At 71.9% G+C, this 25,639-nt stretch carries 25 protein-coding genes, 1 other RNA gene and 3 pseudogenes; 13 read left to right on the top strand and 16 right to left on the bottom strand.

Features of this window, described 5'->3' with window-relative positions; all coding sequences use genetic code 11:
* Window positions 1-166 precede the first annotated feature (166 nt).
* Window positions 167-2,341, top strand: a complete 2,175-nt coding sequence (locus BBK14_RS07045) for an nSTAND1 domain-containing NTPase (RefSeq protein ID WP_241831247.1) — start codon at window positions 167-169, stop codon at window positions 2,339-2,341.
* 105 nt (window positions 2,342-2,446) lie between these two features.
* Here the strand turns inward: BBK14_RS07045 and BBK14_RS07040 are convergent, their stop codons facing one another.
* The 4 genes from BBK14_RS07040 to BBK14_RS07025 all read right to left on the bottom strand — a co-directional run bounded on the left by BBK14_RS07040 (window position 2,447) and on the right by BBK14_RS07025 (window position 6,936).
* A complete protein-coding gene (locus tag BBK14_RS07040) occupies window positions 2,447-3,508 on the bottom strand; it encodes a TIGR03842 family LLM class F420-dependent oxidoreductase (RefSeq protein ID WP_071060369.1) in 1,062 nt (353 codons plus the stop codon).
* Window positions 3,509-3,587: 79 nt separating this feature from the next.
* Window positions 3,588-5,027 (bottom strand): dihydropyrimidinase, encoded by a 1,440-nt coding sequence (hydA, locus tag BBK14_RS07035; protein WP_071060456.1) that lies wholly within the window; start codon window positions 5,025-5,027, stop codon window positions 3,588-3,590.
* Between the two features lie 70 nt (window positions 5,028-5,097).
* The gene (locus BBK14_RS07030) at window positions 5,098-5,937 is read right to left on the bottom strand and encodes a nitrilase-related carbon-nitrogen hydrolase (RefSeq protein ID WP_071060368.1); all 840 of its coding nucleotides are present in this window, start codon (window positions 5,935-5,937) and stop codon (window positions 5,098-5,100) included.
* Between the two features lie 195 nt (window positions 5,938-6,132).
* Window positions 6,133-6,936 carry an NUDIX domain-containing protein gene (locus BBK14_RS07025; RefSeq protein ID WP_235015086.1) on the bottom strand — a complete coding sequence of 268 codons (804 nt, stop codon included), beginning with the start codon at window positions 6,934-6,936 and terminating at the stop codon, window positions 6,133-6,135.
* A 288-nt stretch (window positions 6,937-7,224) separates the two neighbouring features.
* On the opposite strand from BBK14_RS07025, the gene BBK14_RS07020 reads away from it, so the two are divergent.
* Together BBK14_RS07020 and BBK14_RS07015 are read left to right on the top strand one after the other, a co-directional pair.
* Window positions 7,225-8,106, top strand: coding sequence for a pseudouridine synthase (locus BBK14_RS07020; protein ID WP_071060452.1), 882 nt, complete (start codon window positions 7,225-7,227; stop codon window positions 8,104-8,106).
* A 224-nt stretch (window positions 8,107-8,330) separates the two neighbouring features.
* Window positions 8,331-9,044, top strand: a complete 714-nt coding sequence (locus BBK14_RS07015; RefSeq protein WP_083390786.1) for a 3'-5' exonuclease — start codon at window positions 8,331-8,333, stop codon at window positions 9,042-9,044.
* A 290-nt stretch (window positions 9,045-9,334) separates the two neighbouring features.
* On the opposite strand, the gene BBK14_RS07005 is transcribed toward BBK14_RS07015, so the two are convergent.
* Window positions 9,335-10,096, bottom strand: a complete 762-nt coding sequence (locus tag BBK14_RS07005; RefSeq protein WP_071060366.1) for a TetR/AcrR family transcriptional regulator — start codon at window positions 10,094-10,096, stop codon at window positions 9,335-9,337.
* 85 nt (window positions 10,097-10,181) lie between these two features.
* Here BBK14_RS07005 and BBK14_RS07000 point away from each other — a divergent pair, with 85 nt between their 5' ends.
* Entirely contained in the window at window positions 10,182-10,589 is a 408-nt protein-coding gene (locus BBK14_RS07000; protein ID WP_071060365.1) for a VOC family protein, read from the top strand.
* 121 nt (window positions 10,590-10,710) lie between these two features.
* Here BBK14_RS07000 and BBK14_RS06995 read toward each other — a convergent pair whose 3' ends face one another.
* Genes BBK14_RS06995 through BBK14_RS06985 form a run of 3 tightly spaced genes read right to left on the bottom strand, consistent with a single transcriptional unit; the run spans window position 10,711 to window position 13,053 of the window.
* Window positions 10,711-11,748, bottom strand: a complete 1,038-nt coding sequence (locus tag BBK14_RS06995; protein ID WP_071060364.1) for a HEAT repeat domain-containing protein — start codon at window positions 11,746-11,748, stop codon at window positions 10,711-10,713.
* Window positions 11,742-12,572 carry a HEAT repeat domain-containing protein gene (locus BBK14_RS06990; RefSeq protein ID WP_071060363.1) on the bottom strand — a complete coding sequence of 277 codons (831 nt, stop codon included), beginning with the start codon at window positions 12,570-12,572 and terminating at the stop codon, window positions 11,742-11,744. The genes BBK14_RS06995 and BBK14_RS06990 overlap by 7 nt, the downstream gene beginning before the upstream one ends.
* Before the next feature lie 58 nt (window positions 12,573-12,630).
* Window positions 12,631-13,053 (bottom strand): winged helix-turn-helix transcriptional regulator, encoded by a 423-nt coding sequence (locus tag BBK14_RS06985; protein WP_071060448.1) that lies wholly within the window; start codon window positions 13,051-13,053, stop codon window positions 12,631-12,633.
* Between BBK14_RS06985 and BBK14_RS06980 the strand changes: the two genes are divergently transcribed.
* The 3 genes and pseudogenes from BBK14_RS06980 to BBK14_RS41615 all read left to right on the top strand — a co-directional run.
* A complete protein-coding gene (locus BBK14_RS06980; RefSeq protein ID WP_241831246.1) occupies window positions 13,040-14,068 on the top strand; it encodes an NAD(P)-dependent oxidoreductase in 1,029 nt (342 codons plus the stop codon). The genes BBK14_RS06985 and BBK14_RS06980 overlap by 14 nt on opposite strands.
* A pseudogene (locus BBK14_RS06975) lies at window positions 14,065-14,981 on the top strand (NAD(P)-dependent oxidoreductase). Before BBK14_RS06980 ends, BBK14_RS06975 begins: the two are co-directional and overlap by 4 nt.
* Window positions 14,982-15,083: 102 nt before the next feature.
* A pseudogene (locus BBK14_RS41615) lies at window positions 15,084-15,251 on the top strand (recombinase XerD); the annotation flags it as partial.
* 229 nt (window positions 15,252-15,480) lie between these two features.
* Here the strand turns inward: BBK14_RS41615 and ssrA are convergent.
* Window positions 15,481-15,854: a transfer-messenger RNA gene (ssrA, locus tag BBK14_RS06970) on the bottom strand.
* Window positions 15,855-16,169: 315 nt separating this feature from the next.
* On the opposite strand from ssrA, the gene BBK14_RS06965 reads away from it, so the two are divergent.
* Both BBK14_RS06965 and BBK14_RS39705 read left to right on the top strand, forming a co-directional pair.
* Window positions 16,170-16,637 carry a VOC family protein gene (locus BBK14_RS06965; RefSeq protein WP_071060361.1) on the top strand — a complete coding sequence of 156 codons (468 nt, stop codon included), beginning with the start codon at window positions 16,170-16,172 and terminating at the stop codon, window positions 16,635-16,637.
* A gap of 132 nt (window positions 16,638-16,769) precedes the next feature.
* Window positions 16,770-16,874 (top strand): annotated as a pseudogene (locus BBK14_RS39705) (DUF1275 family protein); the annotation flags it as partial.
* A gap of 326 nt (window positions 16,875-17,200) precedes the next feature.
* Here BBK14_RS39705 and BBK14_RS06955 read toward each other — a convergent pair.
* The 4 genes from BBK14_RS06955 to ftsE all read right to left on the bottom strand — a co-directional run bounded on the left by BBK14_RS06955 (window position 17,201) and on the right by ftsE (window position 20,847).
* Complete coding sequence (locus tag BBK14_RS06955; protein WP_071060359.1) at window positions 17,201-18,682, bottom strand: THUMP-like domain-containing protein; 1,482 nt, start codon at window positions 18,680-18,682, stop codon at window positions 17,201-17,203.
* Window positions 18,675-19,151, bottom strand: coding sequence for an SsrA-binding protein SmpB (gene smpB, locus BBK14_RS06950; RefSeq protein ID WP_071060358.1), 477 nt, complete (start codon window positions 19,149-19,151; stop codon window positions 18,675-18,677). The genes BBK14_RS06955 and smpB overlap by 8 nt, the downstream gene beginning before the upstream one ends.
* A 77-nt stretch (window positions 19,152-19,228) precedes the next feature.
* Window positions 19,229-20,101: a permease-like cell division protein FtsX gene (ftsX, locus tag BBK14_RS06945; RefSeq protein WP_071060357.1), complete on the bottom strand. Its 873-nt coding sequence runs from the start codon at window positions 20,099-20,101 to the stop codon at window positions 19,229-19,231.
* Entirely contained in the window at window positions 20,101-20,847 is a 747-nt protein-coding gene (ftsE, locus tag BBK14_RS06940; protein ID WP_020463239.1) for a cell division ATP-binding protein FtsE, read from the bottom strand. Before ftsE ends, ftsX begins: the two co-directional genes overlap by 1 nt.
* A 226-nt stretch (window positions 20,848-21,073) precedes the next feature.
* On the opposite strand from ftsE, the gene BBK14_RS06935 reads away from it, so the two are divergent.
* The 3 genes from BBK14_RS06935 to BBK14_RS06925 all read left to right on the top strand — a co-directional run bounded on the left by BBK14_RS06935 (window position 21,074) and on the right by BBK14_RS06925 (window position 23,237).
* Window positions 21,074-21,256: a hypothetical protein gene (locus BBK14_RS06935; RefSeq protein ID WP_071060446.1), complete on the top strand. Its 183-nt coding sequence runs from the start codon at window positions 21,074-21,076 to the stop codon at window positions 21,254-21,256.
* A 176-nt stretch (window positions 21,257-21,432) separates the two neighbouring features.
* Window positions 21,433-22,599: a PQQ-dependent sugar dehydrogenase gene (locus BBK14_RS06930; RefSeq protein WP_083390778.1), complete on the top strand. Its 1,167-nt coding sequence runs from the start codon at window positions 21,433-21,435 to the stop codon at window positions 22,597-22,599.
* A complete protein-coding gene (locus tag BBK14_RS06925) occupies window positions 22,596-23,237 on the top strand; it encodes an AAA family ATPase (RefSeq protein ID WP_071060356.1) in 642 nt (213 codons plus the stop codon). The genes BBK14_RS06930 and BBK14_RS06925 overlap by 4 nt, the downstream gene beginning before the upstream one ends.
* Before the next feature lie 7 nt (window positions 23,238-23,244).
* On the opposite strand, the gene cobA is transcribed toward BBK14_RS06925, so the two are convergent.
* The 3 genes from cobA to BBK14_RS06910 all read right to left on the bottom strand — a co-directional run bounded on the left by cobA (window position 23,245) and on the right by BBK14_RS06910 (window position 25,148).
* The gene (gene cobA / locus BBK14_RS06920; RefSeq protein ID WP_071060355.1) at window positions 23,245-24,060 is read right to left on the bottom strand and encodes a uroporphyrinogen-III C-methyltransferase; all 816 of its coding nucleotides are present in this window, start codon (window positions 24,058-24,060) and stop codon (window positions 23,245-23,247) included.
* A 115-nt stretch (window positions 24,061-24,175) separates the two neighbouring features.
* The gene (locus tag BBK14_RS06915; protein ID WP_071060354.1) at window positions 24,176-24,430 is read right to left on the bottom strand and encodes a glycosyltransferase family 2 protein; all 255 of its coding nucleotides are present in this window, start codon (window positions 24,428-24,430) and stop codon (window positions 24,176-24,178) included.
* Window positions 24,414-25,148 carry a polysaccharide deacetylase family protein gene (locus BBK14_RS06910; RefSeq protein ID WP_373693963.1) on the bottom strand — a complete coding sequence of 245 codons (735 nt, stop codon included), beginning with the start codon at window positions 25,146-25,148 and terminating at the stop codon, window positions 24,414-24,416. The genes BBK14_RS06915 and BBK14_RS06910 overlap by 17 nt, the downstream gene beginning before the upstream one ends.
* A 10-nt stretch (window positions 25,149-25,158) precedes the next feature.
* Between BBK14_RS06910 and BBK14_RS39700 the strand changes: the two genes are divergently transcribed.
* Entirely contained in the window at window positions 25,159-25,314 is a 156-nt protein-coding gene (locus BBK14_RS39700) for a hypothetical protein (protein ID WP_241831266.1), read from the top strand.
* Window positions 25,315-25,639: the final 325 nt, after the last annotated feature.

The raw sequence follows: 25,639 nt of genomic DNA, 5'->3' as shown, positions 1-25,639 counted from the left end.
CCGCCAAATTTCCGCCAAAAGGCACAGGAAGCACTCGGATCTCCCCAGACCAGCCGACCACGACGTCAAATCAGCCGTCGGCAAGCCCACTCGGCGCCGGCGCCGGCGGCATACTCGCGGCTGCCCGGCGCCAACTGTCCTCGGAGCCGATACGTCCCGAGATGACATGCCCCGTGGGCGGGTCGTCACGGCGCCAGTGGGGCCGGGCCGGCGGATGGTGACCCAGCTGCGGGCCGATCTCCCCTACGTCGGGCTGCGCCCGTTCGAGGAGGACGAGGCCGGGTCGTTCTTCGGGCGGGACGCCGAGGCCCGCTCCCTGTCAGCCGCGTGGCTGCGCAGCCGTCTCGTGATCGCGCACGGCCCGGCCGGGGCCGGCAAGACATCTCTGCTGCGGGCGGGCGTCCTGCCGGACCTGGTCGGCGCGGACGCCGATGTCCTCCCGGTCGGGCGGATCACCGGCCCTGGCCTCACGGCCGCGAGTCTCGACGGGCTCGAACCGGTGGTCGGGCCCGGTAACCCGTTCACCCGGGCGCTGCTGCGGTGCTGGGCCCACGACGACGAGTCGTTGTCCCTCCTGGAGGCGCTCCGGGAGCGGGCGGAGCGGCGGCGCCCGCGCGGCCCGTCCCGGCCGGTTCTGCTGGCCATCGACCAGTTCGAGGAGTTCCTCTCGCCGCGGTCGCCCCGGCTGGCTCCGCTGCGGTCGCAGTTCGTCGAGGCGCTCGCCGGGGCGGCCGCGGAGCTGCCGAACCTGCGGATCCTGCTGGTGCTGCGTTCCGACCATCGCACGGCGCTGCTGCCGTACCGGCGGACCCTGCTGGCGGCCTGCGCCGATCAGGCCGGCTACGAATCAGCCGTGCCGGTCACCGAGGTCGCCGTCGCCCCGCTGAGCCCGGAGTGCGCCGTGACGGCCCTCGTCGAGCCGCTGCGCGCCGCCGGGATCCGGTTCGCCCCGGGCGCCGCCACGGCCTGCGTCGACGATCTCACGACCAGCCGGACCGTCGACGCGACCGGCACCGAGTCGCTGTTGGTCGCGGAGACCGTCCAGCCTGTGTTCCTGCAGCTCGTGGCGACGGCACTGTGGCGGTCCCGGCCCGTGGCGGACGTTCCGGTGACCGCTTCCTGGCTCGGCCCGGTCGGGAACGTCACCGCCGTCCTCGAGGACTACCTGACCCGGACGCTGGTCACGATCGCCCACGAGCACGATCTCGACGAGGACGAGCTGCGGGCCTGGCTCACCCGGACGTTCGTGACCGAGCGCGGGCGTCGCGGTGTGGTCGACGAGGGTCTCACCACAACCGCCGGCATGCCCACGCCGGTGCTCGACGCCCTGACCGAGCGCTATGTGCTGCGCTGCGAGCACCTGTCCGGCTCCCGCCGTTTCGAGCTTTTCGACGACCGGCTGCTCGAACCACTGCAGCGGACATCCACCCCGTGGGCGGGCGCCAGCGGACCGGCCGCCGAGGTCGGGGCGGACGACTACCTCCGCGCGGCGCAGGTGAGTTTCGCGGACGGCGACGTGGCCACCGCGTGCGCCCATGTCGAGGAGGCGCTGCGGCGCGACCCGGCGCCCTCGCTCACCCGGGCCGCGACCCAGGCGTTGCGGGCACAGCTCTTCCAGGCCGAGGGACGGCTGGAGCAGGCCGAGGCCTGCCACCGCGAGGCTGCCGAGATCTACGAGTCGCTGTCGGACACCGAGGCCTCCGGGCGGGTGCTGGCCGCTCTCGGCCGGCTCCTGCTGGACGCCGGCCAGGTCGGGCGGGCGGTGGAGGAGCTGCAGGCCGCCGGGGAACGTCTGCCGGGTGACGCGGACGTCCAGTCGGACCTCGCGCATGCGCTCTGGCGGGCCGGTCAGCCGTGGGCGGCCGCGGCCATCTTCTCGGCGGTGCTCACGATCGCCCCCGACGCGGTGGCGGCGCTGGCCGGACGGGCCCAGCTGCGGGTCGAGCTGGCCGACGACACCGGGGCGATCGAGGACTTCGACCGGCTCGCCCGCACGACGTCCACGAAGGCGGGCGGGGTGTCAGCGGTAGGCGGGGTCTCAGCGGCGGGCGGGCTCTCGGCCGCGGCAGGCGCGGCGGAGCTGCGGGCGGCGCGGGCACTGTCGCTGGCCCGCCTCGGCCGGGTCACCGAGGCATCCGGCGAGTCGACGATGGCGCTGCGGGACGCACCGGACAGCGGCCCCGTGTTGTGGCGGGTGGCGGAGGTGATCCGCGCCGCCGGGGACGAGCACGGCGCCGACGATCTGCTCCACCGTTCCCTCGGCGCCTCGGAGCCCTCGCTCGCTCCGGATCAACGGGCGAAGGTGTCGCGTCTGCTGCGGCGTTCCGGCGCCCTGACCTGAGACACCGGCGACCGGCCGTGCCCCGGCCGGTCGCCACCGTTGCGGCCGGCCGGGTGTCGGCACGGCAGGTCGGCAGGGTCTCGGTCACCGCGGACGGGGCCTCGGTCATCGCGCCTTCGCCTGGACGGCGTCGTTGATCGCCGGGATGACGGTCTCGCCGTAGGCCTCCAGGGTGGCGTGCTTGGCGTCGTGCTGGAGGTAGACCGCGAACTGGTCGACGCCGAGGCCGGCGAGCTCGGTGAGCCGCTCGATGTGCGCCGCGGGCGGGCCGAGCAGGCAGAACCGGTCGATGACCTCGTCGGGGACGAAGTCGGTGTGGGTGTTCCCGGCGCGACCGTGCTCGTTGTAGTCGTAGCCGTGGCGGCCGGTGATGTAACTCGTCAGGGCTGACGGCAGCGCCGTGCCGCCTGCCGGAACAGGGCCGGCCGCGGCCGGGGTGCCGTAGCGGGCGACGAGGTCGGCGACGTGGTTGCCGACCATCCCGCCGAACCAGCGGCACTGGTCGCGCTGGTGGGCGAGGGACAGTGGGTCGGCGTCGCCGACGTAGGCGGGCGCGGCGACGCAGAACCGCACCGACGCCGGGTCGCGGCCGGCCTTCTCGGCGGCCTCGCGCACCACCCGGATGGTCCATGCGGCGATGTCGGGGTCGGCGAGTTGCAGGATGAACCCGTCGCCGATCTCGCCGGCCAGCGCCAGCGCTTTCGGGCCGTAGGCGGCGATCCAGACGTCCAGCCGGCTGTCGGTGCCCCACGGGAAGCGCAGCTTCGCGCCGTTCACCTCCGCCTCCCGCCCGTTGGCGAGGGCGCGGACGACGGCGACGCACTCGCGCAGGGTGGCCAGTGTCGTCGGCCGGCCGTTGAGGACCCGGACGGCGCTGTCGCCGCGGCCGATCCCGCAGATCGTGCGGTTGCCGAACATCTCGTTGAGGGTCGCGAACAGGGAGGCGGTGACCGTCCAGTCGCGGGTCGCCGGGTTGGTGACCATCGGGCCGACCTTGACCTTGCGGGTGGCCGCGAGGATCTGGCTGTAGATGACGAACGGCTCCTCCCACAGCAGGTGGGAGTCGAAGGTCCACACGTGGCTGAAGCCGAGCGTCTCGGCCTGCCGGGCGAGTTCGACCACCCGGGACGCGGGCGGGTTGGTCTGCAGCACCACTCCGACATCCATCAGGGACCTGCCTTCCGACTCGCCACCGACACGCCCGCCACCGGCGTTCTCATCGCAGGCACGCCCGCCACCGTCACGCTCATCGCAGGTACTGGGACAGGCCGCGGCGCAGGTAGCGCCCGTGCCCGGCCCGCCCGTGGAACTCCCCGCCGGCGACGACGACCGTGCCGCGGGAGAGGACGGTGTCGACCTTTCCCGCGACCTGGAAGCCCTCCCACGCGGAGTAGTCGAGGTTCATGTGGTGCGTCGACGCGGAGATGGTCGTGCTGGCCGCCGGGTCGTAGATGACGATGTCGGCGTCCGAGCCGGGGGCGACGACGCCCTTGCGGGGGTAGAGGCCGAACATCCGCGCCGGGGTGGTCGCGCAGGTCTCCACCCAGCGTGGCAGGGAGAGTCGCCCGCTGGCGACTCCCTGGTAGACGAGGTCGATGCGGTGCTCGACGGTGCCGATCCCGTTCGGGATCCTGGTGAAGTCGCCGCGGCCGAGCTCCTTCTGGTCCCGGAAGCAGAACGGGCAGTGGTCGGTGGAGACCACGGCGAGGTCGTCGGTACGCAGACCGCGCCACAGGTCGTCGTGATGGCTGGCCGTGTTCGTCCGCAATGGTGGCGAGGCGACGTATTTCGCGCCTTCGAAGCCGGGGGCCCCGAGATGTTCCTCGAGGCTGAGGTACAGGTACTGCGGGCAGGTCTCGGCGAACACGTTGTGGCCGGCGCCGCGGGCCGCCGAAACGACCGCCAGCGCCTCGGACGCCGACATGTGCACGAAGTAGAGCGGGCAGTTTCCGGCGACCCGGGCCAGCACCGCCGCCCGGTTCGTCGCCTCCCCTTCCAGCTCGGGTGGACGGGTGTAACCGTGGTGAACAGGGCCCGTCCCGCCGCGGGCGAGCGCCTGGGCGGCGAGGACGTCGATCGCGATGCCGTTCTCCGCGTGCATCATGACCATCGCGCCGGATTCGGCCGCCCGTTGCATAGCCCGCAGGATCTGGCCGTCGTCGCTGTAGAACACTCCGGGGTACGCCATGAAGAGCTTGAAGCTGGAAATGCCCTCGTTGGCGACGAGGTAGTCCATCGCCTTGAGCGCCTGGTCGTCGACACCGCCGATAATCATGTGGAAGCCGTAGTCGATGGCGCACTGACCTTCGGCCTTCGCGTGCCAGGCGGCCAGCGACTCCTCGACCACCTCGCCGGTGCGCTGCACCGCGAAGTCGATGATCGTCGTGGTGCCACCCCAGGCCGCGGCGGCCGTCCCGGTGGCGAAGGTGTCGGACGCCGAGGTGCCGCCGAAGGGCAGCTCCATGTGCGTGTGGACGTCGACGCCGCCCGGGATCACGTACTTCCCGGTGGCGTCGATGACCCGGTCGACCGAGGAGTCGGGGCCGTCGCGCAGGCTGCCGCGCAGGTCTTCTGGCAGGCTGCCGGGCACGAACAGAGCCGTGACGGTCTCGCCGTCGACCAGGATCTCGGTGGGCGTCGCGCCCAGCGGGCCGACCAGCGTCCCGCCGGTGATCAGCGTCCTCACGTCGTCTGCCCCTTCACCGGACCTGCTTCCCACCTGGCTGCCGACCCGGGTCGGGACGGCACGCGACCGGTCACGGCGCGGTGAGGTCGCCGTAGGTGTCCGGCCGTCGGTCACGATAGAACGCCCACCGGTCGCGCACCGTGGTCAACAGGCTCATGTCCAGGTCCCGGACCAGCAGCTCCGGTTCGTGTGCGTCCGCGGTGCCGTCGACGAACGTCCCCTCGGGGTCGACGAAGTAGGAGGTTCCGTAGAAGTCGTCGTCGCCCAGGTCCTCGACACCCACCCGGTTCACCGCGCCGACGTAGTACTCGTTGGCGACCGCGGCCGCGGGCTGCTCGAGCTTCCACAGGTAGTTCGACAGGCCGCGGGAGGTGGCGGACGGGTTGAACACCAGCTCGGCCCCGTTCAGGCCGAGCGCGCGCCAGCCCTCCGGAAAATGACGGTCGTAACAGATGTAGACCCCGATCCGGCCGACCGCCGTGTCGAAGACCGGATATCCGAGGTTCCCGGGCCGGAAGTAGAACTTCTCCCAGAATCCGGTCACGTGCGGGATGTGGGTCTTGCGGTACTTGCCGAGAAAGGAGCCGTCGGCGTCCACGACCGCCGCCGTGTTGTAGAGGATCCCGGGTTGCTCCTGCTCGTAGACCGGCAGAATCATCACTATCCCGAGCTCGGCGGCGAGCGCAGCGAACCGGTCGACGATCGGCCCCGGCACCGACTCCGCGTAGGAGTAGAAGGCGGCGTCCTGAACCTGGCAGAAATAGGGCCCGTAGAAGAGCTCCTGGAAGCAGATGACCTGTGCGCCCAGCGCGGCGGCCGACCGCGCGTGCTCCTCGTGAGCCTTGACCATCGTTTCCCGGTCGCCCGTCCACCGCGCCTGGACAAGCGCCGCTCGGATCGTCCTGGACATGCGTCACCCCTGTCAGCCGCGCTGGCCGGGTGCAGGCGGCCGCCTGCCGACCGTCCGCGAGCTGGCCCGGTGCCCTGGGGGCCAGCTTGACAACCGTCAGCCACGCGTGGCGAACGCCGTCCCGTGCCGGCATCATCGCCCCCCGCGGCCCGGCCGGCATCTCCACACGCGGAGGGACCGTCGCCGCGGATGCGGCTACTCCCCGGAGCCGTCCGCGGCGAGCGCCGGATCGGACGGCACCAGGTACCCGCGCTCGAGATAGCCGGCGCCGTCGCCCTGCCCGCGCCGCTCGGCGGCGGCCCGGACCCGCCGGGCGTGCATGACGGGCAGGACGTCATCGACCTCGGAGATCGGGGTGAAGGCGCAGTTGATGATCTCGTCCATGTCCACCCGGATCCGCTCCCGCCACGGCTCCGGCAGCAGTCCGCCGTCGAACACGAACAGCAGCATGTCTCCGGCGATCTCGTCGGAGGCCCAGTCGACCGCCAGCAGCGGTCCGATCGGCGGGACGATGCCGATCTCCTCCTCGACCTCGCGGACGCACGCCGCGTACGGCGACTCGCCGGGTTCGATGAAGCCGCCGGGGATGTCCCACCCCGGCTTGTAGGACGGCTCAACCAGCAGGACCCGGCCCTCCTCGTCGAAGAAGAGCGCCCCGGCGGCGGCCCGTGGCCGCGCCATCGGCGGCGCACCGCCCAGGATCCCGTTGCCGGCGGCCGGCGCGTGTGTGCTCCCCGTGACCTCACCGGGCCCGGCCGCCACTTCCACGGGCCTGCCGCCCGGGCCGTCCTCGGCACGGCGCGCGCTTTCGGCGCCGCGCGCGCTCTCAGCGCTCCCCGCGCGTGTCCCCACCTCGGCGGGAGCCCCGGTTCGGGCACGGGCCTCGCCTCCCCCGGACACGGCCGACGGCTGGCGGGGCACCGCGGCGGTCTTCCCGGGCATGAACGTCGAGCCGGCTGCGGATGACGTGCGGTCAGGCTGACGGGGGCCGGCAGTCATGATGGTCCCTTCTGCTACGGGCGAAGTAGCTGGTACTGGGCTTATTACACGAAACAAGGAAGATTTCCGACGTCGGGTTGCGCACGGCCGGCCGGGTAGCCGGCCGCGGCGCCGATCCGGCCCGGCGATCGGCACCGGAGCCAGGCTCCCAGGGCCGCCTGGAAACATCGACAGGACGCCCGCGTCGGGCAGAGCGGACCGCCTACCTCGGGAGGATCCCGTCCGCCGGCTCTCCGTGTGGCGAATACTTGAATTGTGAGCATCGGCACTGTGGGGGCGGGCGGTCTCGTGACGGAGTGGACAACGATCCGGGAGAGCCGGAAGATCTTCGAGGACGAGGCGGTGCTCGCACTCGACAAGCCGGTGGGCGTCTCGGTCATGGGCGAGCGCCACGACACCGACCTGGTGTCCATGGCACGGGACGCGGGTGAGGAGCTGTTCCCCGCGCACCGCATCGACAAGGTCACCTCCGGCGTCGTCCTGTTCGCGAAGGAGCTGCGCTTCCACGGCGACCTGACCCGGCAGTTCAACCGGCGCACGGTGGAGAAGACCTATCTGGCACTGACCCGCACCCGCGGGTTGCCGGCGCTGGCCACGATCGACCTCCCGCTGAGCGTCGGGCGCAAGAACCGGGTGCGGATCGCTGCCAACCGGGCCGACATCGTCGCCTGGCCCGGCCCCGCCGGAACACCCACCCCGGACGGCCCCGCCGGCACGCCCGGCTCCGACGGCGCCCCCGGCTCCGACGGCCCGGCCGGCAGCGGCGCCCGCGGCCCCGCGAGCTGGACGGTGCCCGCCGCCCGGACGTTCCCGAACGTCCGGTCCTACCCGTCCGTCACCCGCATCGCCCGGGTGTGGGAGGGCGCGGAGCACACCCTGGTCGCCGCGTACCCGATCAGCGGACGGCGCCACCAGATCCGGGTCCACCTGGCCTGGGTCGGACATCCCATCGAAGGCGACCCGCTGTTCGACCGTGCGCCGGTGACCCGGACGTTCCTGCACTCCTGGCGGCTGTCCTTCGACGCGGCCTGGGACGACGGCCGCAGGACACACGCCGAGGCCACACCGGGGGCGGACTTCTGGTCCTCGCTCGGTGCGGAGGAGGCCGCTGCCGCCGCGGCCGCCCTCACGGCGTCCCCCCTGGCGCCGACACCGACACCGGCGCCGTGACGATCTGACGGAACCGACCCCGGGCCGGCCGGCCGCTCCTGACCGAGTGAGAGTGACGTCTTCCGGGCAGACTGGCCGGGGTGGCGACAACACCGCGACAGCGAAGGCCCAGGGAACCACCAATCCCCTGCTCCGGGCCCGCGCGGTCCGGTGGAATGACGGTGTTCACCCCCTGGCCCCGGTGTGACGGCGTCCCCGGGCTGTTCCGAGGAGACGACCGGACGATGGCGTGGTGGCAGCGCCCGATGGCCGTGCTCGATTTCGAGACGACCGGAACCGACGTGGAGACCGACCGGGCTGTTCAGGTCGCGCTCCTGAAAGTCGGYCCGACCGGGGTGCTGAACCAGCTCTGCCAGATCATCGATCCGGGCGTCRACGTCCCGGAGGCGGCGGCGCGCATACACGGGATCACCACGGAGCGTGCCCGCCGCGAGGGTCGTGATCCCGCCGAGGTGCTCGGCCGGGTCGGCCAGGCGCTGGAGGGCGTGTGGCGCGACGGCATCCCCGTCGTCATCATGAACAGCTCGTTCGACCTGACGCTCCTCGACCGCGAGCTGCGCCGCCACCACGGCCRCGGCCTCGCCGAGGTTGACATGCTCGTCCTCGACCCCATGGTGATCGACCGTGAGCTTGATCCGCGCCGGCCCGGCAAGCGCACGCTGACCGCGCTCGCCACCCACTACCGCGTCCGCCAGGACGGCGCCCACGACGCGCTCGCGGACTGCCTGACCACGGCCAGGATCGCCTGGCGTCTCCCGCGGATGCATCCCGACTGGGCCGCGATGGGCCTGACCGCGCTCCAGGGCTGGCAGGCTGACGCGCACCGCCGCTGGGCCGAGGACTACCAGTCGTACCTGCGCCGCCGCGGCGGGCGGCCGGACGCCGTCATCGACACCAGCTGGCCGTGGCGCCCGCGCGACGTCACCGCGGAAGTCTGAACGGGGCCCGAACGGCACCATCCGCATCGCCACCGTGATCGTGGTCGGCCTGACGTTCCTCCTCGGCCTCCGCAACGTCACCACACTCGACATCCACCTCGGAGTCCCCACCTACATCKCGATCCTCGTCGCACCCGCCGTCGACCTCTCCGCCATCGCCCTCCTCGGCGCACGCCACCTCACCCTGTACGGCGGACCAGCGGGGGCCGTCCGGTCAGCGCCGAACCCCTCATCACCGGCCACTACGGCAAACCTCGTAATTCCGAGCGAGGCCGGCCTGGTCCGGTGTGTCAGCAGCGTTCGATGAGGGGGGCCAGGCCGTCGAGAAGGCGGGCAAGGCCGAAGTGGTAGGCGTGGTCGGGATCGTGGGCGCTGCCGCGTGCCTGGCCTGCGGCCGTGCCGACTCGGCTGGCGAGCGGATAGCGCTGCTCGTCCAGCACGCGGGCCAGGAGGGGGCCGACCCGCGCCCACCACCGCGTGTCGTCACCGTCGGGGCCAGCCGCCGCGCCGGTCGCTTCGTGGGCCGCACGGGCGTTGGCCTGGACGAAGGACAGCAGGTAGGTCAGGCAGTCGTCCATTTCGGTGTCGGAGAGGCCGAGGGCGTCGAAGGCGGACAGTTCATGCTCGTACTTGGCCATGAGGCCCGGTCCCAAGGGAGGGCGCAGGGTGGAGACCTCGGCCGCCCAGGGATGCGCGGCGAACAGGGCGCGGTTCTCGTCGGCGACGGCGGTGAGCCGCTCCCGCCACGGCGCGCCGGCGGTGTCCGTACGCCACATCCGAGCGTAGGCCGCGTCGAGCATCAGGTCCAGCAGCTCTTCCTTGCCCGGCACGTAGGTGTAGAGCGTCATGGGGACCACGCCCAAGGCACGGGCGACAGCCCGCATCGTCACCGCGGCGAGGCCCTCCTGGTCGGCAAGATCGGTGGCGGTCCTGACCACGGCGGCGAGGTCCAGCGCCCGGCTCGGCCSCCGGCGGGATGCCGTCGACGCCTCTCCCCACAGCAGAGCCAGCGTGCGGGCCGGATCACCGGCGCCCGATCGTTCAGCCGTCACGTAGCCATCATCGTCCGCGAAACTTTGTACTATGTATTATGTACTGCGTACAGAGTTATTCGCACCAGGTCTCGGAGGATCCCCCATGAAGATCAGTTCGTTCGCGGTGTCGCTGAACGTCGACGACGTCGCCGCTTCGGCGGCCTTCCTCGCCAGGCACTTCGGCTTCACGGAACTGATGGCGGCCGACGGCTTCGCCTCCCTCGGCCGCGATGACGCCGGCATGAACGTCGTCTACCTGCGTCGCGGGCTGCCGACCCTGCCCGCCGACCAGCGCGACGACCACGCGACAGGGCTGATCCTCGCGTTCGTGGTGGACGACCTGGAGGGTGAACTCGCCCGACTTCAGGGCGAAGGCGTGGCCATCACGATGCCACTGACGGTCGAGGAATGGGGAGAGCGTGCCTTCCAGGTCCGCGATCCCAACGGCATCATCGTCCAGCTCGTCGACTGGAACGGCCCCGGCGGCCACCCCACCACCGAGAACGCCTGACCCGCGCCGGGCATTGCGCTGCCGACCGGCGGTGCGGTGTCTGCGGCAACCCGCCGGACCACGGTTGGCGACCTGCCAGACGGGTTCTGGGCATTCCGGTCCACACCTCGGTCGCGCGCTTTCAGGAATCCTCGTCGCCTCGGCCTTCAGGGGACCGTTCTTCGACAGCTTCGACGAAGACCGAGGCGACGAGGGCGACAGTGCGGTCGCCGTCGTGGGTCAGTTGGCGCAGGACCTCCCGCGCGGCGGTCCCCGGCAGCTCGACCAGCGCCTGGGCCAGGCGTATCCGCACCGCGGAGTCCGCAGCGTGCGCGGCGAGTTCGTCTACCAGCGCGCTGATGATCCGGTCCGCGCAGCCGGGGTCCAGGGACAGCGTTCCCAGGACCTCCGCCGCGTCGACGTCGTTGACGCCCTCGACCACCATGCCGACGAGTACCGGCACGGCCGCGGTCCCGCCGCGCCTGCCCAGCGCCAGCGCGGCGTGCCTGCGCACCGTTGTGTCCGGATCCCCGAGCGCGTCCGCAAGCGCAGCGGTCGCATCCGGGGCCTCGGAGATCTCGGCGATCGCCCGCACCGCGCGCTGCCGGATGCCGACATCCTCCGAGTGCACGCCGGCGGCCAGCGCTGCCACGCCGTCGGCGCCCGATCGGGCGAGCGCCCAGCGCAGAGCGCCCGCGACGTTGGGGTCGGATTCGGCCAGGACCGCCTTGACCAGCAGTTCGGCGGGAACGGACACGCCCTCCGGTCGGGCCAGTACGGACTGCTGCCTGCGCGCAGCGCTGGTCGAGTCGAGCCCCTGGATGAGCTCGACAATGCGCAGGACGTCCTGCCAGCCGGTGGGCGCCGACGCGTCGATCGCGCGGAGCCGCTCGAGCAGCTCCTGTTCCCGCTCCAAACGGTCTTCGGTCCACCGGATGAGATCGCTGACCAGGGCGGACGGTGTGAAGGCCGGATCCTCCAGCGCACGCCCGATCTGCTTGAGCGAGAGCCCGAGGGACCGCAGGCTCTCCACGTGGAAGATCCTCCGGACGTCCTCGGCGGAGTACTCGCGGTAGCCGCCGAGGGTGCGACCGGTCGGTCGCACCAGGCCGAGGGCGTCGTAGTACCGAAGCATCCGGGTGCTCACCCCCGAGTGGCGGGACACGTCGCCGATCAGCAATCCACGGCCTCCACGGCATCCACAGCCCCCGTCGATTCGGTCGTCTCCGTGGGCTCGCCGATCGCCGCGACGCAGGCAGCATTCGAAGGCTCGGCAACCTCCGAAGGCTCGGCGACTCCCGCCGCGGCCGCGGCGGCAGCGGCAGCAGCGGCAGCGGCTCGTTCCGGGCCGAGTGCGATGACCCGCCTCGCCTCATCGATGGCCACGTTGAAACCGGTCTCCGGGTCCCGCAGGAGCAACTCGGTGGCACGGGCATGCGCGGCCACAGCCGGGTCGGGATTCGCCGCGGCCTTCTCCAGGGCGGGCTCGATCACGTCGCCGAGGTCGACGAGTGCCCGGCTCAGGCTCAGCTGCACACTGCGGTCGCCGCGGCCGAGCTGCACAACCAGTTCGTCGGCCAGGGCCTTCTTCTCGCCCTCGGGCACGAGGGCGACCGCGACGCGCCACGCGGTCCGCGCGACCTCGTCGTCGGCGTCGCGCAGCATGTCGCGCGTGATCCAGGCCCACGCACCCTTGTCGCCGATCTTGCCGAGCGTGTGCAACGCCTGACTGCGGGCCTGAGCACGCTCGGAGTCGAGTTCCTGGCGGATCCGGGGCAGGGTGATCCGCGGCGAGAAGCGGGTCAGCGCCCAGGACAGCATGTCTCGCACGAAGAAGTCCGGCTCGACCGCGCACCGCTCGACGAGCGTCTCCAGGAGGCCGGGGTCGGGGTTCGAGCCGACCTCCAGGGCCGCCTGAAGCCGGACCGACGAGTTTTTGGCGCCCAGAGCACTGGCCACGCGGGTGTTCAGCGGGATTCCGCTTGTCGTGTTGATCAGGACCACCTCCGGTACCCAGTGGAAGCCCTATCACCATGTCAAGGTCAAGCCCGTGACCGACGGATCACACGATCGCCTGACCCGGGTGCACCGGCATGGTGGGTGACGCTTGGCGAGGCGCGGCTGGTGACGTGGATGTGAGCGCGTCCTCGGCGGCGAGGCGCTCGCGACGTCGCGTCCCCCACTCACCCAGCGGACGGAGGGCCTCGTTGAGCGATGTGCCGTGCTCGGTGAGGGAGTACTCGACCCGGGGAGGCACCTCGCGATACATCTCGCGGTGGACCAGGCCGTCCTCCTCCATCTCGCGCAGGTGCTGGATGAGCATTTTCTCGCTGACGCCAGGAAGGCCGCGCCGCAGCTCTCCGAACCGCCGGATTCCGTGGTTGTTCAGCTCCCAGAGGATCAGCGACTTCCACTTCCCTGACACCACGTCCATGCCGGCATCGATGCCGCAGACGTAGGGACCGCGCCGCGTGCTCGTCACCATCAGACCCTCCACCTCGCCCCAGCTGGACACTAACTTCCGGGTAAGTATTGAACAAAATAGTAGGTACTTGCCGGTGGGAAAGGTTAGCGGGGAGGGTCGGGACAGCGCGCCAGTCAGACCACCGAGCGGAGCAAGGGACGATTTGATGACGACCCGTACGACCTTCCTGGGCCTGGGCGCGATGGGCAGCGCRCTCGCCGCCGCGGCTCTCGACGCCGGCCGACCCTCCGTGGTGTGGAACCGCACCCCGGGCAGAGCAGGAGCACTCGGCGAGCGCGGCGCCACCATCGCCAAGACCGTCGACGAGGCGATCACCGGCGATGGACTGATCATCCTGTGCCTGCTCGACCATCAGTCGGTGCACGCCGTGATCGATCCGGTCGCCGCCAGCCTGACCGGGCGCACCGTTATCAATCTGACGACAACAACACCGAACCAGGCCCGCGAGCTCGCGGCCTGGGCGACGGAGCACAGCATCACCTACCTGGACGGCACGATCATGGCCGTACCTGAGATGATCGGCCGTCCGGATGCGGTGATCTTCTACAGCGGTGCCGAGGCCGCCTTCGAAGAGAACCGGGAACTGCTCGATCTGTGGGGGCAGAGCGACTACTTCGGGACCGACCGCGGTATGGCCTCGCTCCGCGACATGGCGATGCTCGTCGGGATGTACACGATGTTCGCCGGCTTTCTGCACGGCGCGGCGATGGTCGGTGCCGAAGGGGTGTCGGCTGCCGAGTTCGCCCGACGGCAGACACCTTTCCTCGCCGCCATGACCGGCCAGCTGGCCGGTCTCGCCGCCACAGTGGACGCCGAGGACTACGCCGGGGCGGACCAGCAGAGCCTTGAGTTCACCGAAGCCGCACTGGCCTCACTGGTGACGGCCAGCCTCGAAGCGGGCGTCCATGTCGACGTGCTGCGGCCCGTCCACGACATCGTTCGCCGGCAGATCGCTGCCGGCTACGGTCGGCAGGGCACCGCCCGCATCTTCGAAGAGCTCAGGAAGTCCCGATGAGCGGCGAGGACGGCCTGTCTCCTGTGACGGTCATCGGCCTTGGCCCGATGGGCCGATGGGCCGAGCGATGGCCGCGTCCCTGCTGCGGTCCGGCCATCCGGTGACGGTGTGGAACCGCACCGCGCGGCGCGCCGACGACCTCGTCGCCGGCGGCGCCACGCTCGCACCCACCCCGACGGCCGCGGTCGCCGCCAGTGAGCTGACCATCCTCAGCCTCACCGACTACCGGGCGATGTACGACATCCTCGGCCCGGTCGCCGAGAGTTCGGGGCCCTCCGGTGTTCTTGACGGCAAGGTCCTGGTCAATCTCAGCTCGGATACGCCCGACGCCTCCCGGGACGCGGCGGCATGGGCAGCCAGACACGGGGCGACCTTCGTGACCGGAGGCGTGATGGTGCCCGCGCCCGCTGTGGGCGGCTCCGGGGCGTATGTGTTCTACAGCGGGCCGCGCGCGGTGTTCGACGTCCACGAACCGATGCTCGGACTGATCGGCGAGCCCAGGTACCTCGGGGAGGACCCAGGCCTGGCCCAGCTCTTCTACCAGGCGCACCTCGACGTCTTCCTCACCGCCCTGTCGAGCCTGCTCCACGCGACCGCGCTCGTCACCGCCGCCGGTGTCCCGGCCGCCGACTTCCTGCCCGGCGCGCTGAACATCCTCACCGCTATCCCGGCGATGATCGGAGACGGGTGGGACCTCGCCCGGCGCCTGGAGGCCGGCGAACACCCCGGCGACCTCAGCACAGCGCGGATGATGGGCGCCACAGCAGACCACATCGTGTGGACGAGCGAGAAGGCGGGCATCGACACACGGCTACCCAAAGCCGTCAAGGCGCACTACGACCAGGCCGTCAGCGCCGGCCGCGGCACCGAGAACTGGACCGTTCTCTACGAGATACTCAAAGCTGGCGGCTGAACAACGACCAGAAAAAACGACCAGAACCGTGGTCCTACGACCAGAAGACGCAAGCTGCAGAGGTGCTGCCCGTTTCTCGGACAGGTGACTGTGCTCGGCGTCATGGTTCAGGGCGCCCGGTCGGTACTGCGCCTGGCCGAGCCTCTGCCTTTCGACCTGGAGGTAGGAGACGAGATCGGCGAGCGACTGCTCTCCCCCAAGCGGCTGCACGACCTCCGCCACGGCTCGGCGTCGATCATGCTCGGTGAGGGCATCGACATCACGACCGTCTCGAAGATCCTCGGTCACTCTTCGACGTCGATGACGGGGAACACCTACGCGCATCTGCTGCGGTCGACCGGACAGGCGGCGGCGGAGACGGTCGCCGCGGCCATCCCTCGCAAAACGGTTCGTCCGCACCATGTCCGCACCAGCGCTGGCGAAGGTGGCGGGATCGCGGAGGCGGTTGGCGTTTCCACTGGTAGAGGGGCCGTCCAAGGTGGACGGCCCCTCTCGGCGTCGGTGGAGGTGGCGGGAATCGAACCCGCGTCCTCCGGCCCCGACACAGGGCTTCTCCGGGCGCAGCCTGCTTGTTTTTTCTCAGCCCCGCCGGTCCCGCAGGCAAGCCGGCGCAGGCTCAGTCGCTGTTAGATTTCCCGACCTACCCCGCGACCGGGTGGGACGGTGATCCTCCTGTTGACGCCAGATCCTGGGCCGGAGGAACTCCCAGGCTGACGGCTAGTTGGTCTCTACTCAGGCCGCGAGGGCGAAAGTGGAGCTAGYAGGCTGCGTCTTAGTGGCAGCTGTGTTCTGAACGGATCGTTAACGAGATAACCGCTCATCCTCGGCCCGCTTCCCCTGCCTCGACGTCCGGAGTCGAAGCCGGTCACCCCCTGGTATGTGCCGTGTTGGTGCATGCGTGCTGTTCTGTGCCAGCCGGACCCGCCGACGACTCGCCAGCGTGCCCAGACGGTCCAACGTCGACCGCCGACCACATGTTCCCACACGGCGCCGCGGCTCGACCACCCGATTACGGCTCGGCGCGGCGGCCCGCGGGCGGCACCGCCGCTCGCCCGCGGGCCGGGCGAGCGCACCACCACCGACGGCCGACCGGAACGGGCAGCGAACGGGCGGCGGGAGGACGGAACAGACCAGCCGTCCATATAGTTGAACGTTCAAGACAGAGGCAATGTGATCAGGGGGAACGCAATGGAGATCAAGGAACTGGGACACCTCGTGCTGTACGTGCGCGAACTCGAGCGCTCCGTCGCCTTCTACCGGGACGTCCTCGGCTGGCGGCAGGTCTTCCCCGAGGTTGGCGGGCCGGCCGGTCTGGGCATCCCCGCGGCGGCGTTCTCCTCGGGCCGCACGCACCATGAGCTGCTGCTGATCGAGGTCGGGGCGGACGCGGCCGCGCTGCCGCCCGGTCGGCGCGTCGGGCTCTACCATTTCGGGCTGAAGGTCGGCGACAGCGACGACGAGCTTCGGGAGGCGCTGGAGCGCATCGAGCGGGCCGGTGTGCGGCTCGTCGGCGCGTCGGACCACACGGTCACCCACAGCCTCTACATCTCCGACCCGGACGGGAACGAGATCGAGCTGTACATCGACGTGCCCGGGGTCGACTGGCGCGGCAACCCCGCCCTGATCGCGGCGCCCATCCGTCCGCTCCGCCTCTGAGCGGCCCGGGCGCCGGCGGTCACCGCGCGTCACGGCCCGGGCCCGGCGCGGGTTCAGGACACTGGCCGGGTGCCCCCCGCAGGCGAGCGCGCGACGGGCTCCGAGCGACGGACGGTCGTCCTCCTCCTCGCGATGACCTCGCTGACCGGTCTGGTGGACTCGTTGACCTTCCTGGGGCTCGGCGAGGTCTTCGTGGCCAACATGACGGGCAACGTCGTCGTCCTCGGCTTCTCGCTGGCCGGGGCCACCGGGATCTCCCGGAATCCTGTCGTTGACCTCGCTTGGCTGCTTTGTTTTCGGGGCGCTGGCCGGCGGACGGGTCGGTACCCGGCTCGGCCGGCGCCCCCGGCTCTGGCTGGGAGCGGTGACCGCCGCCGTCCAGACCCGGCTGGGTGGGGGCCGGGGGTCGGGTGGGCCCCGGCAGCTGGCCGGGCCCGTGGTGATGTTCGCGAGCGCCGGCGCCGGCGCGCTGGGTTTCCTGCGCGTGGCGCCGCTGCTGCCGCTGTACGCCGGGCTGACGCTGGTGGCGCTCAACCTCGCGCTCGCCACCGCCGGCTCCGCGTTCAGTCCCTGGCCGGACCGCCCCGGGCCCCAGCCGTCCGGTCCGCCAGATCCGGCGGATCCGCCCGCCCGGCCCGATCCGCCGCATCAGCCCGATCCGCCGCATCAGCCCGATCGGCTTGATCCGCCCGAGCGGCCTGCGTGACGTCGGTACACAGAAGAGCCCACGGCTCGTCCCGCACCCGGGTCATCACCACCGTCATGGTGCGGCCCCCCGGGACCAGGTACCGCCGGGCCGGCATCAGCCGCCGCCGGATGGCGTCCACATCCCCGGCGAGTCCGCGCCGGCGCACGTCGAGTGCGCCGATGCCGGCCTCGCGCACGGCCGCCGCCACCCGGCGCACGTCGAAGGCCATCTCGGCCTCGACCCGCAGCGTCCGCGCGAACGGGGTCGCCAGCGGCCGGTCAGCGCCGAGAAACGCGATCCTCGGGTCGATCTGCCACCCGCCGACCAGGCGGCCGAGCGTGCCGACCAGCCCGGCGCGGGTGACGGCGGGATTGGGGTCGAAGAGGTACTCCCCCGGCGGCCGGACCGGGAGCGGGACGGGCCCGCCACCGCCGCTGTGACCGCCACCCGGGCGGCCGTGGTCGCGGTCGTCACCGACGGGGTCCGGCTCACCGGTCAGCGTCACCACCCGTGGCCCGGTGGTCCCGGGCACCGACCGGTCACCCGGGCCGAGCAGCACCGTCGCCCGCCGGGACGCCGTCGCGAGCGCGGGCGAGAACAGCACGGACTCCTTGAGGCCACGTCTGTCCGCGACGAACTCGATCTCCCAGCCTGGCGGGACGAGCTCCACCGGGAGCCCCGGAGCCGCCTTGACCGCGACGGCCTCGACCCGCTCGGTCAGCCCGAAGCACCAGGCCAGCGGGGGCTCACCGGCGCCGGCGGACATCCGCCGCTCGCCGCCCCGCCGCGCGGGATCGACGAAGACGCCGTCGACACCCGTCAGGCCGACATCCCGGACGTCCGCCGCAAGGGCCTCGACCCCACCGGACCCACCCTCCCACCCGCCGTCCCGGAGCGCGTGCGCGTTGTGGACGGCCATCCGCAGGTGCAGTGGGTCGCGGTCGACGGCGAGGACCGGGTGCTCGGCCGCCAGGGCGAGGAGGTCACCGCCGATGCCGGTGCACAGGTCGGCGAGGCGGCCCAGGCCGGCGAACCTCGCCGCCCGGTGCGCCGCCGCCCGTTCGGACGAGGCCTGCTCCAGCCCATCACGGGTGAAGAACATCCGCTCGGCCTGGCTGAACTTCGCCGCGGCCCGGGCCCGCAGCTCGGCCTGGGCGAACGCGGCGGCGACGAGGTCGGGGGGATGGCCGGCGGCGCGCAGCCGGGAGCCGGCGCGCAGCTCCGTGCCGTCGGCATGCGCCGCGGCCGCCGCGGCGAGCAGCTCCGCTCCCGTGGGGGTCAGCAGCGCGTCGAAGGTGGCGAGCGGACGGGCCGTCTGTTCGCCGTCATGGTCCGGCGCCGCGGGTCGGTCAGACACGGCCCTTCGCCTGCCGGCCCATGATCCGGCTCATCTCACGCGCCGCGTCCCGCTCGGCGAGGGCGTGGCGCTTGTCGTAGTTCTTGCGGCCGCGGGCCAACGCGATTTCGACCTTCGCCCGCCCGTCCTTGAAGTAGAGCGAGAGGGGGACGACGGTGAGGCCGCCCTCACGGGTCTTGCCGATCAGCTTCTCGATCTCGGCGCGGTGCAGCAGCAGTTTGCGCCGCCGCCGCGGGGCGTGGTTCGTCCACGTGCCCTCGGTGTACTCCGGGATGTGCACGTTGTGCAGCCAGATCTCACCGTCGGCGATCTGCGCGAACCCGTCCACCAGCGAGGCGCGGCCGGCGCGCAGCGCCTTGACCTCGGTACCCATGAGGACCAGTCCGGCCTCGTAGGTGTCGAGGATCTCGTAGTCGTGGCGGGCGCGCTTGTTCTGCGCGATCAACTTGCGCCCGGTCTCCTTCGGCACTGCTCCTCAGCCCTGCTTCCCGTCCGTAACGTTCCCGTCCGTCGTCCCATTGTGGGGCGCCGTGTCGTGGGACGCCGTCACACCCGCAGGTGCCGGCGCAGCGCGACGGAGGCCATCCCCGCCGCGGCGGCCACCCCGACGGCGAGCACCACCGCGACCGCCGTCCACACCGCGTCCCATCCGAACAGAGGGAACATTGTCTGATGGGCGAATCGTCCGTCCACCAGATATATCTTGGCCAGCACCAGGACGGCTGCCGCGAGCAGCCCGCCGAGCAGGCCGGCGAGGGCGCTCTCCAGCACGAACGGCGCCCGGATCGTGGCGTTGGTCGCGCCGACGAGCCGCATGATCGCGGTCTCCTTCCGGCGCGCGTGGGCGGAGATCCGGATCATCGTGTAGATCAGCGTGAACGAGGCCACGGCCTGCGCCGCCGCCAGGGCGAAGGCCCCCAGGGTGAACGCGTCGAGAAAGCGGTAGAGCGGCCCGAGGAGGGCACGTTGATCCCGAACGGCCTCGACGCCGTCCCGGCCAGTGTACGCATAGACGATCTCTTCGGCATCCCGGGGATCGACCAGGGTCAGCCGGAAGGAGGCCGGGAGGTCGTCGGGACCGATCCCGGCCACGACGTCCGGGGAGCTCCGGAAGTCACGGCGGAACCGCTCGTAGACGTCCTTCTTGGTCTCGTAGGTGACCTTCGTTACCAACGGGTCGGCGGCGAGCTCGGCGCGCAGCGCGGAACGGTTGGCGTCGGTGAGGCCGTCCCGCAGATCCACGACCACCTCGATCTGGTCGAGCAGGAACCGGTCGACGGTGCGTGCCTGAGCGCGCAGCAGCAGGCCGGCGCCGAGCAGGGCCAGGCAGATCGTCACGGTCACGACCACCGCGCAGGTCATCGCGAGGTTGCGGCGCAGGCTGGTGGCCAGCGCCGCCAGGAGCGGGCCGGGCCGCATCAGCCCGCCGCCCCACCGGCCGGGCGGACGGGCTCGGTCCGCTGGTCGGGGATGGTGACCGGCCCCGCGTCGTAGCCGCCGCGGCGCTCGTCGCGGACGAGCGTGCCGGCGTCGAGCTCCAGGACCCGGCGGCGCATCGCGTCGACCAGGCCGGCGTTGTGCGTGGCCATGAGCACGGTCGTGCCGGCCTGGTTGACGTCCTCCAGCAGCTCCATGATCTCGGAGCCGGTGGCCGGATCGAGGTTGCCGGTCGGCTCGTCGGCGAGCAGGACCCGCGGGCGGCCGACGAACGCCCGGGCGATGGCGACCCGCTGCTGCTCGCCGCCGGACAGCTCGTCCGGGAAGCGTTTCTCCTTGCCGGCGAGGCCGACCAGCTCGAGCACCTCGGGGACAACGGTTCGGACCACATGCCGAGGCCGGCCGACGACGTCGAGCGCGAAGGCGACGTTCCCGGCGACCGTCCGGTCCGGCAGGAGCCGGAAGTCCTGGAAGACGCAGCCGACGGTCCGCCGCAGCTGGGGGACCCTGCGGTCGGGGATACGCGCGACGTCCCGCCCGGCGACCTCGACCAGGCCCGCGGTCGCCCGTTCCTCGCGCAGCAGCAGCCGCAGCAGGGTCGACTTACCGGAGCCGGAGGGGCCCACCAGGAACACGAACTCCCCCACGCCGATCTCGAGGGTGACGTCCGAGAGGGCAGGTCGGCTCCCGGTGGCGTAGCGCTTGGTCACGGAGGCCAACCGGATCATCAGGACCTCCCCATCCTCAGCGCAGCAGACCCATCACGATACGTAGTCGGATGGGCCAGGTCCCGCACCTCGGGGCGCGCGCGTCCGTGGTGGCCCGTCCCGCCCGGTGGCTTACGGCGGCGCAGCGCATCAGCCGGGCGTACCGTGGAGTCGTATCGCGTCCAGCCGGTGACGGACCAGCGTGCGCTGGGCCGTCGGTTGCCGGACCGGGCCGAAGGAGGACGGCATGTGCTGCGATGACCTGGTCTGCKCGAGGTGTGCCGCTCCAGTCGCCGAGGGGCGCTGCCCGGCGTGCCGCGCCGCCCGCGAGTCCCTGCACCACTCCTCGTTCACCGTCTCGCCACAGCTGCTGATCGCCCTGCTCACGGTGCTGCTCGCGCTGATGCTCCTGGCCGGCTACCGCGTCTGAGCCCGCTCGGCGGTAGCGGTCGGCCTGCCCTGGGACGTCGCCGTCCGTAGCGGTGGTCCGGTCGCTCGATGTGGCACACGGGGCCGGGCGGGCACGCTCGGCGGCTGGTGACCGTTTCAGGTGTAGAGCCCGCCCGCCGATACCGCTGTCAGGCCAATACCGCCGTCAGGAGCATCATGCGCGTTCCGTCCGGTGCCCCACGGCTGCTCGCGGCGGTCGTCGCCGTGCTCGCTCTGCTGGTGGGCTGCGGTTCCGCGGGCACGGACGGGCCGGTGGGTGCGGGCGGCCCGGGGGAACCGGAGCCGTCCGCGACCGGGCCCGCCGGTGGAGCCTCGGCTGCGGCTCCCCCGGCCGCGTCCGCGGGCGGCGCGGGCGGGCTCGGGGAACCGTCACCGGTGGTCACCGGTTTAGCGGCGCCGTGGGGCCTGGCGTTCCTGCCCGACGGGCGGGCCCTGGTCGGGGAGCGCGACAGCGGTCGCGTCCTGCTGGTGCCCGCGGGCGGCGGCACCCCGGTGGACATCCTCACACTGCCCGTGACGCACCGTAGCGAAAGCGGTCTGCTGGGCCTCGCGATCTCCCCACACCACGAGACGGACGGCCTCGTCTACGCCTACTACACCTCGGCATCGGACAACCGCATCGCGCGCTTCCGCCTCGACGGCGCCCGCACCGGCGCCGTCGAGGACGTGCTCACCGGTCTGCGCGCCGCGCCGAACCACAACGGCGGGCGAATCGCCTTCGGGCCGGACGGCCTCCTCTACGCGGCCGTCGGCGATGCCGGGAACCCGGGCGCCGCGCAGGACCCGTCCAGCCTGAACGGGAAGATCCTGCGGATGACGCCGGAGGGCGCGGTGCCCGCCGGCAATCCGACGCCGTCCTCGCTGGTCTACAGCCTCGGGCACCGCAACGTGCAGGGCCTCGCCTGGGATGCCGGCGGCCGGCTGTGGGCATCGGAGTTCGGCCAGAACACCTTCGACGAGATCAACCTGATCACCCCGGGCGCGAACTACGGCTGGCCGGTGGTCGAGGGAACCGGTGACACCGACGGCGGCCGCTACACGAACCCGCAGGTCACCTGGACCACCGCGGAGGCGTCCCCGAGCGGGATCGCGATCCGGGACGACATCCTCCACGTCGCCGCGCTGCGCGGGGAGCGGCTGTGGGTGGTGGAGCTCGCCGACGGCCGGGTCACCGGCGAGCCGAAGGCGCTGCTCGCCGGCGAGCTCGGGCGGCTCCGCACGATCGTGACGGCGCCCGACGGCGGGCTGTGGCTGACGACGTCCAACACCGACGGCCGTGGCAGGCCCGCCACCGGCGACGACCGGATCGTGTCGCTGAGATGAGCGAGCGCGTCGCCAGCGCGGCATCCGATCACGACCCGGGCACCGGATGGTCGATGGTCGTTCCAGCCGGCGGCGTCCTGGTCGTCGCGGGCATCCCGGGCGCGGGCAAGAGCACACTGATCCAACGGCTGTACCACGGTGCCCCCGCCCCCGCCCCCGGCCGCGGTGCCGGGCCGGCGGGCGGGCGGGCGGGCGACCCGCTCGTGCTGGATTCCGCGCAGGTGCGGGCCGCGCTGGCCCGGCGGCTCGGGCATCTCCCGTACGCGCTCTACCGACCGGTCGTGCACACCGTCCACTACTGGCGGATCGCGGCCTGGACGGCCGGTCCGCGCCGCAACCTGGTGATCCACGAGTGCGGCACCCGGACGTGGGCCCGGCGCACGGTGGCCGCCCTGGCACGGCTGCGCCACCGTCCCGCCTACCTGGTCTTCCTGGAGACCTCGCCGGCCGCGGCGCTGGCCGGGCAACACGCACGCGGACGGGTCGTCCCCCACCGGTCGTTCCGGCGGCACGAACGGTCGTGGGCCCGGATGCGCGCCGCCCTGCAGGACGGGTCGCTGGCCCGGGAGGGCTGGACGTTCGCGCGCGGGATCAGCCGCGAGGAGGCCGCCCGCCTGACCGAGATCCGGTTCGAGTGAGCCCTGCTCACCCCACCTGACCGGGGCCGTCGTCCCGGGCAGGGCCGTCGTCCGCGCGATCCGGGATGCGACCCACGGCGAGCTGGTCGCGCAGGGCGACGACCTCGCCGATGACGATCACGGCCGGCGAGGAGACGTCCGCCGCCAGCGCCAGCCGGGTGATCTCGCCCAGCGGGCCGGTCACCAGCCGTTCGTGTTCCGTGCCGCCGGCGTGGATCACCGCGGTCGGGGTCTGCGGTGACCGCCCGCGCTTGATCAGCTCAGCGCTGATCCGGGGCAGCGCCGCGACCCCCATGAGCACTACCACGGTGCCGGGACCGGTCGCGAGCGCGTCCCAGTCCGCCGTCGAACCGGGGTGGGACGGGTCGAGGTGGCCGCTGACGATCGCCACGTCCTGGGTGATGCCGCGGTGGGTGACCGGAATCCCGGCCATCGCGGGCACGGCTACCGCGCTGGTCACCCCGGGCACCACCTCGCACGGCACGCCGGCGGCGGTGCAGGCCAGCGCCTCCTCACCGCCCCGGCCGAAGACGAACGGGTCGCCGCCCTTGAGACGGACGACCCCGAGGCCACGCAGCGCCCGTTCCACGATGAGGGCGTTGATCTCGTCCTGGGTGAGGTTGTGGCCGTGCGGTGCCTTGCCGGCGTCGACGATCTCGACGTCCGGCCGTAGCTCGTCCAGCAGCTCACGGGGGGCGAGGCGGTCGACGACGACCACGTCGGCGCGCCGCAGCAGGCGCAGGCCGCGCAGCGTGATCAGATCACCCCGGCCCGGCCCGCCTCCGACAAGCGCTACCCATCCCGCTTGTGCGTCCACGCCCACTCCCCACCTCGCGTCGTCCCACCTCGTGTCGCCCCGCGCCGCGTTGCCCCACCGGGCGTCGCGCCGCGTCACGTTGCGGACCGGGCGCGGTGGCCCGGCCGCGGAGGCCGTGTGGTCAGTGTGCGTCCTGGCCGACCTCGGCGGCGACCGGTCGCCGCACCGGCAGCGGGTGTGACAACTCCGGCCCGCCTCGCGCGATGATTCGGTCGTACAGATCGTCATCGCCGTCGACGACGACGATCTGATCGGGACGGTGTTCCTGAGCCGCGAGCGAATCAAGCGCCCGGATCAGCAGGTCCCATCGCTCGACAAGATGACAGCAGACGATGACCGTCGTTCTGGGCGGCCCGCGCTCACGCAGTTTCCACACCCAGGCGCCACCGGATCGAACGGTAGGCACGCCATCCGGCCCGGAGCCTGCGCCGCGCGGCGAGAGCCGCGTCGCGATGCCCCTCCGTCACGAGCCGCAGAATGTCGGCCGCGCCGACTGACCGGCCGACGATCAGGCGGCTGACCTGGAAACGCGAACGGCTCCGGCGATGGATTCTGTATCCGACCTCGCACGCCGAACCGAATCCGGCACTTTCGACGATTTGTCGGACACCGGGTGAATGGTAACCGAACGGATAGCAGAAACTGTCCGGACGGTGACCGGTCTCCTCCGCGATCGTGCGCATGCTCGCCGTGACGTCGTAACGCGCGATCGCGGGCGGCACGACGTCCAGCTCCACGTGCCGGTGGCCGTGGGCGCCGATCTCGATCCCCCGGTCGGCCAGCGCGGCCAGCGCGGGCCAGTCGAGCAGGGCCAACTCACGCTCGGCGTACGCCTCCAGCCAGCGCGCCCGCTGACCGACGTAGGCCGTCGGTACGTACAGGGTCGCCGCCGCGCCGAACTCGGCGAGAACGGGCAGCGCCCTGGTGACGAAATCCTCGAAGCCGTCGTCGAAGGTCACCGCGACCTGGCGCTCCCGCGGGTTCGCCAGCGCGTCGGACAGGCTGGTGACGGTGTAGCCGTGCTCCACGAGGCTGCCGAGCTGCTCGGCGAAGACCCCCGCGGGCACCTCCCACCTGCGGAAGTCGGCGCTCACCGAGTCACCGATGCTGTGGTACATCAGCACGGGGAGCGCGGACCGGCACGGCGCCGACGGCGAGCCGTCGCCCGGGGAGCTTGTGGGCCACGTTCCGTCCGGCGAAGCCGCCGTGGCCGTCGACATCCCGGTCATCGGTTGTCACGCCCCGAAGCGACTACCGTGAGTTCGGACATTCCACCCGCCGTATCGTCGAAGAAGCTCAGTCGGCAGTACGTGGAACGACAGTACTTCGACCGGGTGTGCCACGAGCGGCAGAACCGCGAATCCACGTGATGCCCCCATCCCGCGCCTACCGACCGGTCCGAGGGAACCACGTCGAGCGATGACGCCAAACGGAGCGTCACTCTACACGCGCAGGGCCGGAGAGCCAATCCCTCGATGTCCACCTCGACAGGGTGGAGGGTAATGGTCCGGTACGCAAACGTGGCCGGCCAAAGATCCGCTTCCCGTGCGGTGACCGATCTGTTCACGCCAGTGAACGGGATTGG

Source organism: Parafrankia soli (assembly GCF_001854695.1).
Lineage (GTDB): Bacteria > Actinomycetota > Actinomycetes > Frankiales > Frankiaceae > Parafrankia > Parafrankia soli.
The sequence above is the reverse complement of the archived record's forward strand: the minus strand, read 5'-3'. Positions and strand labels throughout refer to the sequence as shown.

Coding starts and splice junctions, on each gene's coding strand:
- BBK14_RS06925 (WP_071060356.1), top strand. CDS start 22,596: ATGAGCGAGCGCGTCGCCAGCGCGGCATCCGATCACGACCCGGGCACC.
- BBK14_RS07025 (WP_235015086.1), bottom strand. CDS start 6,936: ATGACTGCCGGCCCCCGTCAGCCTGACCGCACGTCATCCGCAGCCGGC.
- BBK14_RS06930 (WP_083390778.1), top strand. CDS start 21,433: ATGCGCGTTCCGTCCGGTGCCCCACGGCTGCTCGCGGCGGTCGTCGCC.
- BBK14_RS06965 (WP_071060361.1), top strand. CDS start 16,170: ATGGAGATCAAGGAACTGGGACACCTCGTGCTGTACGTGCGCGAACTC.
- BBK14_RS07045 (WP_241831247.1), top strand. CDS start 167: ATGCCCCGTGGGCGGGTCGTCACGGCGCCAGTGGGGCCGGGCCGGCGG.
- BBK14_RS07030 (WP_071060368.1), bottom strand. CDS start 5,937: ATGTCCAGGACGATCCGAGCGGCGCTTGTCCAGGCGCGGTGGACGGGC.
- BBK14_RS06985 (WP_071060448.1), bottom strand. CDS start 13,053: ATGGTGACGAGCACGCGGCGCGGTCCCTACGTCTGCGGCATCGATGCC.
- BBK14_RS39700 (WP_241831266.1), top strand. CDS start 25,159: ATGCTGTGGTACATCAGCACGGGGAGCGCGGACCGGCACGGCGCCGAC.
- BBK14_RS07040 (WP_071060369.1), bottom strand. CDS start 3,508: ATGGATGTCGGAGTGGTGCTGCAGACCAACCCGCCCGCGTCCCGGGTG.
- BBK14_RS07000 (WP_071060365.1), top strand. CDS start 10,182: ATGAAGATCAGTTCGTTCGCGGTGTCGCTGAACGTCGACGACGTCGCC.
- ftsX (WP_071060357.1), bottom strand. CDS start 20,101: ATGCGGCCCGGCCCGCTCCTGGCGGCGCTGGCCACCAGCCTGCGCCGC.
- ftsE (WP_020463239.1), bottom strand. CDS start 20,847: ATGATCCGGTTGGCCTCCGTGACCAAGCGCTACGCCACCGGGAGCCGA.